The organism is Novosphingobium resinovorum, from assembly GCF_001742225.1.
Lineage (GTDB): Bacteria > Pseudomonadota > Alphaproteobacteria > Sphingomonadales > Sphingomonadaceae > Novosphingobium > Novosphingobium resinovorum_A.
Genome location: NZ_CP017076.1, coordinates 1700157 through 1715485 on the forward strand (window position 1 = coordinate 1700157; position 15329 = coordinate 1715485).

Annotated in this window: 14 protein-coding genes; 5 read left to right on the forward strand and 9 right to left on the reverse strand. The window is 64.5% G+C overall.

Going from position 1 to position 15329, the window contains the following annotated elements; all coding sequences use genetic code 11:
- Positions 1-436: 436 nt before the first annotated feature.
- Positions 437-2872 carry a TonB-dependent receptor gene (locus BES08_RS24780; protein WP_036526556.1) on the forward strand — a complete coding sequence of 812 codons (2436 nt, stop codon included), beginning with the start codon at positions 437-439 and terminating at the stop codon, positions 2870-2872.
- A 116-nt stretch (positions 2873-2988) separates the two neighbouring features.
- On the opposite strand, the gene BES08_RS24785 is transcribed toward BES08_RS24780, so the two are convergent.
- Together BES08_RS24785 and BES08_RS24790 are read right to left on the reverse strand one after the other, a co-directional pair.
- Positions 2989-3939 (reverse strand): aldo/keto reductase, encoded by a 951-nt coding sequence (locus BES08_RS24785; protein ID WP_036526555.1) that lies wholly within the window; start codon positions 3937-3939, stop codon positions 2989-2991.
- A gap of 18 nt (positions 3940-3957) precedes the next feature.
- Complete coding sequence (locus BES08_RS24790) at positions 3958-4485, reverse strand: VOC family protein (protein ID WP_036526554.1); 528 nt, start codon at positions 4483-4485, stop codon at positions 3958-3960.
- A 257-nt stretch (positions 4486-4742) separates the two neighbouring features.
- On the opposite strand from BES08_RS24790, the gene BES08_RS24795 reads away from it, so the two are divergent.
- Positions 4743-5540: an SDR family oxidoreductase gene (locus tag BES08_RS24795; RefSeq protein WP_036526552.1), complete on the forward strand. Its 798-nt coding sequence runs from the start codon at positions 4743-4745 to the stop codon at positions 5538-5540.
- 34 nt (positions 5541-5574) lie between these two features.
- Here the strand turns inward: BES08_RS24795 and BES08_RS24800 are convergent, their stop codons facing one another.
- From BES08_RS24800 to BES08_RS24820, 5 genes are all read right to left on the reverse strand, one after another.
- Entirely contained in the window at positions 5575-5853 is a 279-nt protein-coding gene (locus BES08_RS24800) for a hypothetical protein (RefSeq protein ID WP_155986283.1), read from the reverse strand.
- A 154-nt stretch (positions 5854-6007) separates the two neighbouring features.
- Complete coding sequence (locus BES08_RS24805) at positions 6008-6517, reverse strand: VOC family protein (RefSeq protein ID WP_036526677.1); 510 nt, start codon at positions 6515-6517, stop codon at positions 6008-6010.
- A gap of 16 nt (positions 6518-6533) precedes the next feature.
- Positions 6534-7313: an SDR family oxidoreductase gene (locus tag BES08_RS24810; protein ID WP_036526549.1), complete on the reverse strand. Its 780-nt coding sequence runs from the start codon at positions 7311-7313 to the stop codon at positions 6534-6536.
- A 75-nt stretch (positions 7314-7388) separates the two neighbouring features.
- Positions 7389-8210 (reverse strand): SDR family NAD(P)-dependent oxidoreductase, encoded by an 822-nt coding sequence (locus BES08_RS24815; RefSeq protein WP_036526547.1) that lies wholly within the window; start codon positions 8208-8210, stop codon positions 7389-7391.
- Positions 8207-8986 carry an SDR family NAD(P)-dependent oxidoreductase gene (locus tag BES08_RS24820; RefSeq protein WP_036526546.1) on the reverse strand — a complete coding sequence of 260 codons (780 nt, stop codon included), beginning with the start codon at positions 8984-8986 and terminating at the stop codon, positions 8207-8209. Before BES08_RS24820 ends, BES08_RS24815 begins: the two co-directional genes overlap by 4 nt.
- A gap of 145 nt (positions 8987-9131) precedes the next feature.
- On the opposite strand from BES08_RS24820, the gene BES08_RS24825 reads away from it, so the two are divergent.
- Complete coding sequence (locus BES08_RS24825) at positions 9132-10577, forward strand: aromatic ring-hydroxylating oxygenase subunit alpha (protein WP_008830784.1); 1446 nt, start codon at positions 9132-9134, stop codon at positions 10575-10577.
- Positions 10574-11350: a ThuA domain-containing protein gene (locus BES08_RS24830; protein WP_036526544.1), complete on the forward strand. Its 777-nt coding sequence runs from the start codon at positions 10574-10576 to the stop codon at positions 11348-11350. Before BES08_RS24825 ends, BES08_RS24830 begins: the two co-directional genes overlap by 4 nt.
- 36 nt (positions 11351-11386) lie before the next feature.
- Here BES08_RS24830 and BES08_RS24835 read toward each other — a convergent pair whose 3' ends face one another.
- Both BES08_RS24835 and BES08_RS24840 read right to left on the reverse strand, forming a co-directional pair.
- Positions 11387-11866: a nuclear transport factor 2 family protein gene (locus BES08_RS24835; protein ID WP_162177389.1), complete on the reverse strand. Its 480-nt coding sequence runs from the start codon at positions 11864-11866 to the stop codon at positions 11387-11389.
- A gap of 19 nt (positions 11867-11885) precedes the next feature.
- Entirely contained in the window at positions 11886-12596 is a 711-nt protein-coding gene (locus tag BES08_RS24840; protein WP_036526542.1) for a TetR/AcrR family transcriptional regulator, read from the reverse strand.
- Between the two features lie 251 nt (positions 12597-12847).
- Between BES08_RS24840 and BES08_RS24845 the strand changes: the two genes are divergently transcribed.
- Entirely contained in the window at positions 12848-15178 is a 2331-nt protein-coding gene (locus tag BES08_RS24845; protein WP_069709555.1) for a TonB-dependent receptor, read from the forward strand.
- The last annotated feature ends 151 nt before the right edge of the window (positions 15179-15329 follow it).

Consider the following 15329-nt stretch of genomic DNA (forward strand, 5'->3'; position numbering starts at 1 on the left):
ACCGGCATCGGGCGCCTCTCCATCCATGATTGTCGTTGGGCCGCAGCGCCTCCGCACGAAGGCGGTCACGCTCGCGGCCGATGACCCGAAGCATGGCGAGCGACGGGTAATAAGTCTAGCTCAATTGTTGCTATCTGGCCGCACTTTGAATGCGGCCTATCGCTGAAACCCGCAGGTTTGGCGGGGTTGCGGGCTTGCGCGCGCCATAAAAAAGCAATCATGATCGACTTTTTTATTGTCACGGCGAATCATCCTGCGCATAAAGCCGGGCAGAAAAGAGGTTGGATCACCACGGCGACGAATCGCCGGGTGCTCCAGGGAACGGGATGAAGACTGGCTCAACCGCGCACTCCGGCATGTCCGGGGGCTGTGGTCATGCCTTCGATTTTCTAAATAAGTCATCCTTCGCAGCGAAGAGATGAACGGGGAGAAGAGAATGAAGGACCTACCGAACTTTCATCGCGCCTGCCTGCTAGCCGGGCTCATGGCGTCGGCTTCCGCGATCGGCCTCGCCAGCCCCGCGATGGCTCAGGACGCCGCCCCTCAGGCGGCTGCGGGCGGCCTCGAAGAAATCGTCGTCACCGCGCGCAAGCGTTCGGAATCGCTGCAGGACATTCCCGTCGCGGTGACCGCCTATTCGCCCGCGCAGATCGCCCGTCAGGACATCTCCAACATCGAGCGCATCGCCGCGACGACGCCGAACCTCACGGTCGGCCGCGCGACGACGGGTTCGGGCGCGCAGATCTCGCTGCGCGGCATCGGCACCCCGGCGAGCGCGCTGGGCATCGAATCCTCCACCGCGATCATCGTCGACGGCATCTATTACGCCAGCGGCCGCATCCTCAACGAAGGCTTCTTCGACCTGTCGCGGATCGAGGTGCTGAAAGGCCCGCAGGCGCTGTTCTTCGGCAAGAACGCGACGGCGGGCGTGATTTCGATCACCACCGCCGATCCCGGCTCCAGCTTCGAGGGCTCGACCCGTGTGGGCTACGAGTTCCGGGCCAAGCGGCCCTACATCGAGCAGATGATCTCCACGCCGCTCACCGACACGCTCGGGCTGCGCGTGGCGCTGCGGGCATCGAAGATGTTCGGCGGCTATTCGCGCAATTACGCCACGGCGCAGCCCTTCACCGTCACCGACCAGGCCGGCGGCCCGGTACAGAACCTGGTTGCGCCTCCGGGCGACCGCCGCGGACCCAAGGAGAAGGAACTTGTCGGCCGCCTCACGCTCAAGTGGGAGCCGACCGACACCATCACCAACACCTTCAAGGTGTCCGCCAACGAGACGACCACCAACGACGGCGCCTGGAACAACATCGTGTTCTCCTGCGCCACCGGGTTCAGCACGCTGCAACCCGGCGTGCCCTGCAAGCGGGACTGGAAATACTACCACAACCAGATGCCGACCGAGATTGCTGCGAACTTCCCCTTCGCGCGCGCAGATGGCGAACTCTACACGAAGTACCGCTCCTGGCAGGCGACCAACAATCTGGAATGGAACCTGGGCGATGTCACGCTGACGTCGGCCACCAACTACCAGAACCAGAACAACCGCTGGCTGACCGACAGCGACTACCAGCAGCGCGCCGTGCAGATCTACGTCGGCTCGCGTGAGAAGTGGTGGGCGTTCTCGGAGGAACTGCGCGCGCAGACCAACTACGACGGCCCGGTCAACATGATGCTGGGCGTGCTGTATCAGAAGACCAAACTGCAGTCCGACCAGTACGTCTATTCGGGCAACACGCGCGTCAGCACCCAGCGGCCGGAATGGGAATACGTCGCCTTCGGCAAGGATTCCTACACCAAGGGTGAGACGATCTCTCCCTTCGCGCAAGTCACCTGGAAGGTCGTGCCCGAGGTCGAGCTGTCGTCCGGCATCCGCTATACACATGAGACCAAGGACAGCTTCTTCGTCCACCCGGTCAATCGCCCCGGCCAGATCAACCGCCTGAACGACCCGATCTACAAGAACCAAACCTTCACCAACTGGAGCCCGGAAATCACCGCGTCGTACAAGCCGGTGCCGGGCGTCAACATCTATGGCGGCTTCAAGACCGGCTACAAGTCGGGCGGCTTCTCAAACCAGAGTTCCTATACCAACGCGTCGATCCCCGCCGATCTCGACTTCGAGCCGGAGAAGGCCAAGGGCTTCGAGGGCGGCGTGAAGACCACGCTGTTCAACAACCAGCTGCGCTTCGACGTTGCGCTCTACACGTATGAGTATACCAACCTGCAGGTCGATTTCTTCGAGGCGCAGACGTTCCGCTACATCACCACGAACGCGGGTTCGGCGCGCACCAAGGGCATCGAAATTTCGACCGAGTGGGCGCCGCATGCGCTTCCGGGCCTGACGATGCGCGGCGCGCTGAACTACAACAAGGCGCGCTACGTGGACTTCATCGCACCGTGCGTCACCGGCCAGACCCGCCTGCAGGGCTGCAATCCCACCGCGAGCAGCCCTTACGGCGGCCTCTTCGTGCAGGATCTGAGCGGCAAGCCGACGGCCAACGCGCCGCGCTGGACGGCGGCGCTGGGCACCAGCTACGAGGCAGACCTCAGCCCCGACATGTCGCTGACGCTCTCGGCCGATGCGCGCTATTCCAGCAGCTACAATGCATCGCCGTTCAACAACCCGATCGCGACGCAGCCCAAGTACGTGAACCTCGACGCGTCGCTGACGCTCAGTTCGAAAGCGGGCTGGGATCTGGCGGTCATCGGCAAGAACCTGACCAACCAGTTCGTCATCTCGGGCGCGCTGGATGCGCCGGGCACCGGTCGCGGCACCGGGACCGATGGCGGCGTGCTGGGCGACCAGCGCGGCTATGCCAACATCCCGCGCACGGTGCAGGTGCAGGTCACTTACCACTACTGATTGCAACGAATTTTCCGGTTCGTCCTCCCGGTTTGCAGGACACCCATCCTCTCCTGGCCGGTACGCGATCCTCCAATCGCGCGCCGGCCTCTTGTTTCAGGAGCGTTCGCGTGTGTTTAGGCGAGTGCCTTGTCCAGCACGGCCAGATGCGTGGCATCGAGCGTCAGGCGCGTGCCTGCGACGAGGTCGCCGAGCTGTTCGGGGCGCGATACGCTGGCGATCGGAGCGGTGACGCCCGGCTGCGCCAGCATCCACGCAATGGCGACGGCCACCATCGAGGCGGCCGTCTCCCGCGACACCTGCTCCATCGCGGCGATCAGGCGGGGCACCTCCGGGCGCAAGAAGATCGGTCGGAGGTAGACCTCGCGGGGATGGCCGGCGATGTCGTCGAGGCTGCGGTACTTGCCGGTCAACAGTCCATTGGCGAGCGCGTAGAACGGAACCACGCCAAGCCCTTCGCGCAGGGCGATCTCCTGCAGCGCCCCTTCGTAGGTATCGCGCTCCAGCAGATTGTAGCGCGGCTCGATCACCGCGAAACGCGCCCAGCCATTGGCGTCGCTGACCGCCAGCGCCGCATCGAGGCGGTCCGGCGCGTAATTGGAAGCGCCGAGCACCCGCACCTTCCCGGCTTTCACCAGCCGGTCGAGGGCCTCAAGGGTTTCTTCCAGCGGTGTTTCGGGATCGTCGCGATGAGCGAAGTAGACGTCTATGCGGTCGGTGCCGAGCCGCTGCAGCGATTCCTCGATGGCCCCGGCAATGCGCGAGGCCGAAAGGCCCTTGCCGCCAGCGCCGGGGAGCAGCCCGACCTTGGTGGCGATCAGGACCTGCTCGCGCTTGCCGCTACGGCGCAGCCACTCGCCGATCAGCGTTTCGGATTCGCCGCCCGCATTGCCTTGGACCCAGGCGGAATAGACGTCGGCGGTGTCGATCAGTGCGCCGCCTGCATCGACGAAAGCGTCGAGGATGGCGCAGCTTTCCTCGCGGTCGGCGGTCCAGCCGAAGACGTTGCCGCCCAGCATCAGCGGGGCGGCGGTGAGGCCGGTGCGGCCGAGCGGACATGGGGTCACTTCGCTGTCTCCCGAATGTCAGAGGTGCCGGACAGGGTCGCTCCCGTCCCAGCCCAGCGAGGCGGTTTTCACGTGGGCATGAATCTCGCGCATCACCGGGACCATGTCGATCAGTTCGACGATCGGTCCGGGCGCTCCTGCCGCAGGTTGCATGTAGGCGAAGCGGGTGCGCTGCGAGGCGCCTTCGGTCGCCACGGTCAGACCCGCGCCAAGCGCCGCCTGCCGCTGGGCGTCGAAATCGTCGCTCGCCATACCGATGTGATGCAGGCCGCGCCCGCCTGCGGCGAGGAAATCGCGATAAGTCGATGGCGCGGGGCCGGGCACGATCAGCTCGATCTGCATCGCTCCGCTGTGGGCGAGGGCGACCTGGGAAATGATCGCGGTATCGTCCACATCCTCGCCGCCATTGCGCAGCCAGATGAATTCGGGCCGCGGCATGACGAAGAACGGACCTATACCGAGACTTTTGGTCCAATATGCGATTGCGGGTTCCAGAGCCTCGACCAGATAGCCTGCCTGCATGGCCTCGCCGTAGAACCTGCTCATGACCCTCTCTCGCTGTCTTCGTTGTTCTTGTCGGGTTATAAAAACAAGCAGTCAAGACTGCAAAATTCATGGCTCGCGCACGAGGGCGCAGGCGATCGCGGTGGTGCAGGGCGGAACCATAAGATCAAGGATTATTCGAGATAATCGAATGGAACGCTTGCGTGCCCAGCCACGCGGCGGCCAGCATGAGACGTTTGAGCATCGGCGAATTGTGCATATGAAACATTCATCAATGAATCCAATAATGGAGAGCGAAGATGCGGCTTGAGGGTAAGGTCACGGTAATAACCGGAGCGGCAAGCGGGCTTGGCGAAGCGACCGCGCGCCGGTTCGCGCGGGAGGGCGCCGTGCTGGTGCTTGGTGATATCAGGCAGGACGCGGGCCAGTTGCTGGCGGACGAGCTTTCCGCCGCTTTCGTTCCCTGCGACGTCACCCGCGAGGAGGACGTCGCCGCCCTCGTGGATCAGGCTATGGTGTTGCATGGTCGGCTGGACTGCATGGTCAACAACGCCGGGCAACTCGGCGCAGTGGGCCGCGTCGAGGCGATCGAAGCGGCGGCGTGGCGCAATACGCTGGCGGTGCTGCTCGACAGTGTGTTCTACGGCATGAAGCACGCCGCGCGCGTCATGCGGCCGCAGGGGGCGGGCGTGATCCTCTCGACCTCCAGCGCCGCCGGTCTCGCACCCTTGGGGCCGCATGCCTATACTGCGGCCAAGCATGCAGTGATCGGACTGACCCGCTCGGTCGCAGCGGAACTGGCGGCCGACGGTATCCGGGTCAATGCCGTCGCGCCCGGAAACGTGCCGACCCGCATGACCGAGCTTGCCTATGGCGATGCCGCCGCGATGCGCAAGGCCGCCGAGGCGCGCAACCCGCTGCGCCGCGTCGTCGAAGCCGACGAAATCGCGGGGGCCTTCGCCTATCTGGCCGGCGACGACGGGCTGAACGTTACAGGGCAGGTGCTCGCAGTCGATGCCGGGCTTGTCGATTGCCGACTGGGATCGGACTATTATGCCCGAACTCCGGCGTACTTTTCTGTAGACGGAGACCGCTAGAATGTGAGCGCCGCCCTTGCCATCAGGAGCGGCGTCAGGCGGATTTGCGGGCTGCGCGCTCGCTGGGACGGAAACCGATCTCGGCGAGCAGGTCCATAAGCCGCTGGCCGTCGGCGCGAACGCGGTCGCGCCATTCCTTGTGGTCGAGGTGACCAAGCACCGAACGCTGGAACAACCCGGCTTCGCGCACCGCATCGCGAAGCAGGGCGGCCGGCACGACATCAGCGTCCACTGCGCCGCTTTCGACGGCACGAATCTCGATGACGCGCGCCACCTGCTGGGCACGGCTGCGGTTGAGGGTGTTCATATCCACGTTTCAGGCTCCCGGGCGGGGGCAGCATCGCGACCGATACCGCGCTGTCTCTCATTCCGGGAACACGGCCGGGCCGATTAAGTTTCGGTTCATCCGCCGAATTTGCACTGCCGAGTGAAATTTTTCCTTTGCGTTCAAATGTGAACGCGGAAAGTCAGGCGTGGATCGGCAGGATTTCCGGCGTCTCGTGGATCTCCAGAATCTCGAAGACATTGCCGAAGAAGTCGCGGCAATAGGTTCCGGCATAGCCGTGTTTCATGCCGCTCGCATCGACGGTGATGCCCTCCATCGCGGGCGGCGTGTGCACCGGCAGGCCCGCCGCGACGATCCGTTCGTGGACGGCAAGGACGTCCTCCACTTGCAGCGCCACATGGGTATAGCCGTATTCATTGACGCCCCGGCGCGGGTCCTGCGGTGCCTGTTTGGGGGCGAGATATTCGAAGACTTCGATCTGCACGTTGCCGAGGCGACAGAAGAATTGCCGGGCGGCGCTGCCCTCCAGCCCGACGACCTGATCGATGAAGGGGTTGTCGGACCAGCTCAGCGGCTCGACCTCCTCGACCGCGCCGAGGATGTCCAAGTAGAATTCGCGTGCCTTGCCCAGATCGGGCACCGATACGCCGATATGGTGGACGCCGATGACGCCGGGCAGTTTCTGGGCCATGCTCCGCTCCTCCATTTCAGACCTGGCTGAACCCGCCGTCCATCACCAGTTCGTCGCAGGTCATGAAGCTGGAGGCGGTGGAGGCGAGGAACACCACGCCGCCCGCCATTTCCTCCGGCTTGCCGAGGCGGCCGATCGGGTGTGCGACGTTCATCGCCGCGATCGAGGCTTCGCGCGAAGGCGCAGCGCCAAGCTCGATGTAGCGGTCCATGATCGAGTTCAGCATCGGCGTGTCGATCCCGCCGGGGTGCACCGAGTTGACGCGGATGTTGTATTTGAGCGCGGCGAACTCTGCGCCCAGGCACTTCGAAAGCATCTTGATCGCCGCCTTGCTGACGCAATAGGCGGCATTGAACGCCGCGCCGCGCAGGCCGCCGACGCTCGAGAAGTTGATGACCGAGGAGCCCGAGGCCCGCGCCTTACCGCCTTCCTGAAGCAGACCCAGCATGACCTGCGTGCCGATGATAGCCGAGTCGACGTTGATGGCGTTGACCTTGTGGAACTCGGAGAGCGGGGTGTCTTCGAACTTGGTCACGATCGAGAAGCCCGCGTTGTTCACCAGTGCATCGAGGCGGCCATATTTTTCGCGCACCAGCGCCTCCACCGCGCGCCAGTCGGCCTCGCTGGTGACATCGTGCCTGAGGTAGTGGTCGGCGCCTTCGATGTCTGCGCTGTCCTTGAGGTCGGTGGCGATCACGGTGGCGCCGGCGGCCTTCATGGCCTTGACGATCTCGCGGCCGATGCCGCCGGCAGCGCCGGTGACGACGGCGATCACGTCGGGAAGGGCGATGGTCATGGTCTTGTCTCTCCCAAGGGCCTCTGTGTGCCGCTGTAGTGGGGTTATGGTATCGCTAGGTGCCGCTTTGTGCCGCTATTGCGCGGTCCAGCCGCCATCGACGACAAGCTCGCCGCCGGTCATGTACGAACTGTCCGAAGACGCGAGGAAATAGACCGCGCTGGCCAGTTCCGCCGGGTCCGCCAGCCGTCCGATCGGGGTCTTGCTGGACATCAGATCGACCAGATCCTGCGCCTTGCTGGCGACGCCCTTGTCGACCCAGCGCTGGAAGCCTTCCTTGAGGAGCGGGGTCAGAACGAAGCCGGGATGCAGCGAATTCGCGCGGATCGGCATCTTCTTTTCGGCAAATTCCAGCGCGATCGACTTGGTGAACAGCCGCACCGCGCCCTTGCTGGCGTTGTAGCCCGAAACCTCGCTCATGCCGACCAGGCCCATGATCGAACTGACGTTGATGATCGAGGCGCCGCCCCGGAAATCCGCCCCGCTCGCGGCCATCAGCGGCACGAAAGTCCGCACGCCGAGGAACACGCCGTCGACGTTGATGCTCATGATCCGGCGCCAGCCTTCAAGCGAGGTCTCGGCCACCGGGCCGGTCAGGTCGATGCCCGCATTGTTGACCAGGATGTGTAGTTTTCCGTGCCTTTCGGTCACGGCGGCGAGCACTTTGGCCCAGTCGTCCTCGCTGGCGACATTGGCGCTGACATAGCTGGCGGCCTGCCCCAGACGGGCGAGCGTGGCGCTGGCATACTCAGTGTCCGGTGCCTCGAGGTCGGTCAGGACCACTTCGGCGCCTTCGGCCAGGAACCGCTCGACGCAGGCGAGGCCGATGCCCCGAAGACCGCCGGAAACCAGCGCTACGCGGCCCTTCAGCCGCTGCGAACCCAGTTCCTCTCTCATACGCCGTTCATCCCTGCAGTGGACGCGCCGTCCATGGTGAATTCGCTTCCAGAACAGAACCTTGCCTCATCGCTCGCAAGCCATGCGACCATGCCGGCGACTTCCTCCACAGCGGCCATGCGGCCCATCGGAGACAGGCCCTCGTAGGCGGCGCGGGTGGCGACGGGGTCGCCCGATTTCTCGATCAGGTTGACGATCAGGGCGGTCTCGACGACGCCCGGCAGCACGGCGTTGACGCGAATGCCGTACTTCTGGTTGCCCGAATGCACCGCCGACGCCTTGACCAGCGCGATCACGGCGGCCTTCGACACCGAATAGGCCACGAAGTTGCCCATCGCCCGGTGCGCGTTCATCGAGGAATTGACGATGATCGAGCCGACCGGCCCTTCCGGATTCTTCGCCATGGCCCGCATCGCGTGCTGCACGGTGAGCATGACGCCGGTGAGGTTTACCCCCATGACGTTGTTCCAGCCCTCGATCGAGATGCTCTCGATGCTGCCGTCGCCGCTTTCGGTCCCGGCATTGGCGAAGGCGATGTCGAGCCGCCCGTGCTTTTCGAGGATCTGTGCGATCAGGCCGTCCCACGCCGCCGCGTCGGTGACGTTGTGCTTCACGAACTCGGCCCCGGTCGCGGCGCACAGCGCATCCGCCGCCGCCTGGTTGGAGCCGGTGAAAATGACTTTAGCCCCGTCGGCGCACAGACGCTCGACAGTGCCGGCGCCGATGCCGGAGGTTCCTCCGGTGACCAGCGCCACCTTGCCTTCAAGCCGCTTCACGGCATTCTCCCGATTACTATCCCGGCCAACATGGCCCATCCGCGCCGCTCCACAACCTATGATTTTGAGCAAGGTGACTTGTGGTGCAGCGGGGTGCAGAAATGGCGACAAACAGGGAAATGCGTTCTTGGGAGATTGAACGACCATGGCCGATCGAGATCCGGAAATCGCCGGAAAGCTGGGTGAAGACCGCAGCGAAGGCATAAGCTGGGCGGAACTGATGGCGCAGGATTCGCGCACTCCGCCTGCGATTCTGACTGACGAGAGCTATACGTACCGCGGTTCGGAGGCGATTCCCGCCGAGCGTTACACCAGCGAGGCATTCGCCAAGCTCGAACGCGAGCGGATGTGGCCCTACGTGTGGCAGTTCGTCGCGCGCGAGGAAGACCTGCCCGATCCGGGTGACTTCATCGTCTATGAGAACGCGGGCCGTTCGTACCTCGTCAGCCGTCAGGACGACGGCTCGATCCGGGCGATGCACAATGTCTGCCTCCACCGTGGCCGCAAGCTGCGCACCGAGGAAGGCGCCGCCGACAAGTTCGTCTGCCCGTTCCACGGTTTCGCATGGAAGAAGGACGGCAGCTTCGATTCGATGCCCTGCCAGTGGGACTTCCCGCATCTGGCCGAAAAGGACCTCGACCTGCCCGCCGCCGAAGTGGGCCGCTGGTCGGGCTACGTCTTCATCCGCGAGGAATCGGGCGGCCCGAGCCTCGAGGAATTTCTCGCCCCGCTGCCCGAGCACTTCAAGCGCTGGCGGCACGAGGAATGCGCCAGCGTCATGCGCGTGGCCAAGGAAGTCCCGGCGAACTGGAAGGTGGTGATGGAAGCCTTCATGGAGGCCTGGCACACCATCGTCACGCACCCGCAGCTGCTGCCGTTCACTGGCGATTCCAACGCCGCCTACTGGACCTGGGGCGACAATGTGAACGTCAACCTCGTCCCCTTCGGCGTGATGAGCCCGCACATCGCGGAAGGGCAGGGCGAGCAGTGGATCGTCGACGAGTTCATCAAGTACAACGGCCGCTCTGGCGACAACTACGAAGGTGAGGCCCACGCCAACCCGATGGCGATCCAAGTGCCCGAGGGCATGACCGCCCGCGCGGCGCTGGGCGCCGCCATGCGCGCGGCCTATACCGAGAGCACCGGCTACGACCACGAGAGCGCGACCGACGCCGAACTGCTCGACGGACTCGTCTACAACGTGTTCCCGAACTTCGCGCCTTGGGGCGGGTACATGCCGAACATCGTCTACAACTGGCTGCCCGGCAAGACGCCCGACACCTGCATCATGGAAGTGCGCATCCTCGCGCGTATTCCCAAGGGCCAGCCGATCCCGCGCGGCGCGCCGCTCAAGATGCTGCGGCTCGACCAGAAGTGGACCGAGGCGCCGGAACTGGGCATTCTGGGCGACGTGTTCGAGCAGGACATGGACAACCTGCCTTACGTGCAGGACGGCCTTCATGCCTCGAAGAACGGCAAGGTGAACCTCGGGAACTATCAGGAAATCCGCATCCGTCAGTTCCAGGACACGATGATGAAGTACATCGTCGGCGACCTTGGGGGCGACCTCGGCGGGGCTCCGAAGGCATGAGTGAGGCTGAAGGCGCGCATCCTCCGCGCATAAACTGCGTCCTCATCTGCGGCGGCGTGTGGCACGACATGGACTTCGCGCGGCTGGAGCTTCTCAAGCTCCTCGCCGAAGACCCCAGCGTGCGCACCCGCGTGTTCGAGGATTATGAGAACCTCGACGCACTGCGGCAGGCGGACATCCTCATCACCTATACCTGCGACGTCACGCCCTCGCTGGCGGCGCAGGAGGTGCTGCGCGACTGGCTGAAGGCGGGCGGGCGCTGGCATGCGCTGCACGGCACCAACTCGGTGCTGCGCCTGCTGTCCGAAGGGCCGGACAAGGGCCTGTGGGACGCCCCGCGCTGGGCACCGCTGTTCATGGACATGCTGGGTTCGCAGTTCATCTCGCACCCGCCGATCGCGCCTTACACGGTGACCGTGGCCGATCCCGGCCATCCGCTGGTGGCGGGCATCGAGCCGTTCGAGACGACCGACGAACTCTACCACATGGAGACGCACGGTCACCTGCACGTCCTGCTGGAGACCGACTGCACGGTCGAGGGCACCGGCTTCGTCGAGGCGGCCGATGCGCTGGGCAAGCAGCCGGTGATGTACCTCAAGGACCACGGCAAGGGCGCCGTACTCTACAACACGCTGGGGCACTGCCGGGGGCACTACGACCTCCAGCCGATGCTCGACTGGTGGCCTACGGTGGACCGCTGCGCCTGGGATCTCCCGGTGTTCTACGAATTGCTGCGCCGGGGCATCGCCTGGCTCAAGCAGAGCGGGAAGTGAGACGCGGCGCCGGGGTCTGCCCCGGCGCAGCCCCGCTCAATCGACCTTGAACGGAAGCGCTCCGGTTTTATCCGACCGCGTCGGCCACAGGATGGTGAGCGCAATCCGTGCGAACTTCCAGCGGCCGTCCTGCCGGACGTAATGGTCGTCGTAGCGACCAATCAGCAGCAGCGGGTTCGCCTCCCCGCCCGGCGTGACGATGGCCGAGCCCGCATGCTGGCGGGTGACGAGGTCCAGCAACAGGCAATGCCCGTGAGCGGTGTCAGATCCCGTCAGCTCGATGGCGTGATTGGCGACGTAATGCAGCGTCTCTAGCGGCGCGCGCAGGTGCTTCCAGTGCTGGCGATAGAGGCCGAGCACCGCCTCGACGCCTTCGTAGGGCTCCGGAAACTCGCATAGGATGTCGTCGGCGAAATTGCGGCGCACCGCAGCCTCGTCCATCGAGTCGAAGGCGGTCGAGTAATCCACGCGAAGCTGGCGGATTTCCTCGCGTGCGATCAGGTCTTCAAGAGTCATCATCTTCTCCCGCTTGTTATTATTCCTTGGTCGAGGCGCGCTTGAGGCGGGCGATCTTCTTCTGGATCGCTGCCAGCTTGCGCATGTAGGTCTCGCGAATGTCGCCGGTCAGCAGCAGCGCCGCGCTCTGCAGGAAGCAGGCGTGCAGTTCGGCGCGGCACTGGTCGCCCGCGCACTGGCCCAGCGCCCAGCGGCGGTAGACCACGAATTCGTGCATGACGTGGGTGTCCACCAGCGTCGGTAGGTCGAGATCATCGCGGACGTGGCCTTTGGCGCGCTGAAGGTTCAGCCACCCCGAGAAGCGCGTGTGCGCCACCGAGGTCAGTTCCCGCACTTCCAGTTCGCGCGGCTCGGGGGCGAAGACGAAGTCGATCACGACGCGGGCGTAGAGACTGTCGCGCTCAAGCTCGCTGACCATCCAGTCGAGTTCGCGGAACACCACCTCCAGCGTGTAAGTCGCACCGCGCCGGGCGATGTGTTCGCGCACCTCGACCATGCGATCGACGACGGTGGCGCTGATGACGCCGTCCTTGTCGCCGAATAGGCGGTAGAGCGTGCGCTGGGCCACCCCGGCGTCTTCGGACAATCGCCGGATGGTCAGCGCCGCGACTCCGCCTTCGCCGAGGATGCGGTGCGCGGTGTCGACGATGCGCGCACGGCGCTCGGTCATCGCCGGGCTGGTGTAGCGGCGGCGAATCACCGGCGGTTTTTTCGCGATCACGTCTTGCATCGCAGCAATGCCCCCCGGCGTGGTGGTTCTCTTTTCATTACCGGGAGAAACGTGAACTTCGCCGCTCTCCAAGACAATCCCCTCCGCTCCATCACCGCTGCACTGCGGTAAAACAAATCATACATGAATGTTTTTTATGTCTTCACAAAAATGATCATCTGTACTCATTTATGCCTGTCCGGCGAAAAAGTCGGCACGTGATTCGAACTGCCCATGACCAAACGAAGGCAGTCGGCTCGGAGGGGAAGAACATGATCGGCAAACGACACCTGAATTGCGTCTTCACGACTTTCGCCATGGGGCTTCTGGCGAGCGTCAGCACTACCGCGATGGCACAAAGCGCTCCGGCTTCCGCGCCGCCGCAGGCCGATCCGCCGCCGCAGCAGGGCGGACTGGAGGACATTGTCGTCACCGCGCGGCGCATCTCGGAATCGCTGCAGGACACGCCGGTGGCGGTTTCCGCCTTCACCGAGACGGCGATCCAGAACAAGTTCGCCACCGACATCCGCGCGCTGGCGGGCGACGTGCCCAACGTCGTCATAACCAACGTCCCGGGCTTCAACGCCGCCTCGATCGGCATTCGCGGCCAGTCCACCGGCGACATCATCCTGACCTTCGAGCCCGCCGTCGGCGTGGTGGTGGACGACTTCGTGCTCGCCCACGTCCAGACCCAGTTGTTCGACCTGTTCGACGTGGAGCGCATCGAAGTCCTGCGCGGACCGCAGGGCACGCTGTTCGGCAAGAACACCGTGGGCGGCGTCGTCAACGTCATTACCAAGAAGCCGGAGCCCGGCTTCAGCGGCGAAGTGCGGCTCGGCTATTCCAGCTTCAACACCAAGGACGTCAAGGCCGCGATCAATATCCCGCTCGCCGACAACCTCTACTTCCGCGCGGCAGGATCGTTCCAGGAAAGCGACGGCTACTACCGTCTGACCAAGAACAACGACGTCGACGGCTTCGAGGGCGTGCCCGGACGCGGCCAGCGCTGGGGCGGATCGCGCTACTTCAGCGCCCGCGCCAAGCTCTTGTGGGAGCCGACCGACGACACCAACATCCTGCTCACCTACGAACTGCTGCGCGATCGTGGCGACAGTCCGCCTTCGGTCAACGAGACGCCTCCGGGTTTCCTGATCGACGTGGTCGGCTTCCCCGGCATTCAGACGACCGGGCAAAGCCCCTACAAGACCGGCACCACACTGTGCGAAGGTTCGGCCACTGCGCCGACTTGCGTGGGTACGCTCGATGGTCACCGCGTCGATGTGGACGGCGTCTACTTGCGCGGCGAGCATTCGGTCGATGACGTCGGCACGATCACCGTCGTCGGCGGCTGGCGGCGGGTGCAGTCCAAGCTGCCTTCCGACTATACGGGTGAGAACGCCTACTTGTTCGTCTCTGCGCGTGAGGACGTGCGCAAGCAGTACAGTCTCGAGGCACGGTTCAGCTCCGACTTCTCGGACGTCCTGAAGTTCACCGTGGGCGGCATGTACTGGGGGCAGAAGCTGGACGCCAATGCTACCAGCTTCCTCGGCTTCCTGCGCTTCCTGGGAGACCCCACCGCGCTGACCGACCCGAACCAGTCCACCGCGAACTACAAGGTCGACAGCTACGCCGTGTTCGGCGAGGCGGAATACAAGGTCGCCGACCCGTTCTCGGTCTTCGTCGGCGCCCGCTACACCAAGGAGAGCAAGGACTTCGCGGTGCGTCCGCAAGTGCGCCGCTCGACGATCGCGACCGGGTTCTGGCCCGAGTACAGCGACAGCGCGAAGTTCTCCAAGCCGACGATGCGCGCAGGCTATCGCTGGGAGATCGCGCCGGGGATCAACAACTACTTCACCTACAGCCAGGGCTACAAGTCGGGCGGCTACAACGAGCAGGCGATGTCCGCTACGTCGGCGCTGCCGTTTCGTGAGGAGACCGCCGACAGCTTCGAACTGGGCTTCAAGACCGAGACGGCCGATCGCAAGCTGCGCGTCAACATCGCGGCGTTCTATGTGAAGTACAACGATCTGCAGCGCGACGCGGTGGTCCCCTTCATCGATCCGATCACAGGCCTGCCGGGGCAGGAGACGCGGACGACCAATGCGGGCAAGGCCCACGTAAAGGGCATCGAACTCGAAATCTCCGCCGCACCGGTGGTGGGCCTGACGATGGGCGCTTCGGTTGGCTGGCAGAAGGCGGAGTACGACGAGTTCAGCACCGACGTGAACGGTGACGGCGTGAACGACGATGCCTCCTACCTCAAGCTGCGCAATGCGCCCAAGTGGACGGCCAGCGGGAACGTGCATTACGAGTTCCCGCCGACCGACTGGGGCGTCGTCTCGCTCAACGCAGACGTCAACTATCAGGCACAGTACGAATCCACGACGCTCAACGCCGACTATTCGCAAGGTCAGGCGCGCACACTGGTGGGGGCAAGCATCGGCTGGACCGATCCCGACGAGCGCTTCCGCGTCGCGGTGTTCGGTCGCAACCTGCTGGACAAGGTCTACCGCGTCTCGGCCAACTCGGTCGCGGGGCTGTTCAACTTCACCAACTACGCCCCGCCGAGGAGCTTCGGCGTTGAAGGCTCGGTGAAGTTCTGACGATGGTGGCGGCGCTCTCCTCACGGGCAGGTGCGGGCCTGCGCCGAGCCGGCCTTCCCCTGCGGTTTCGTGCGCCGCAGGGGAAGGTTAGCCTGCTCTCGCTTCGTGATGACGCCCCCCCATGCCGTCATTGCGAGCGGAGCGAAGCAAT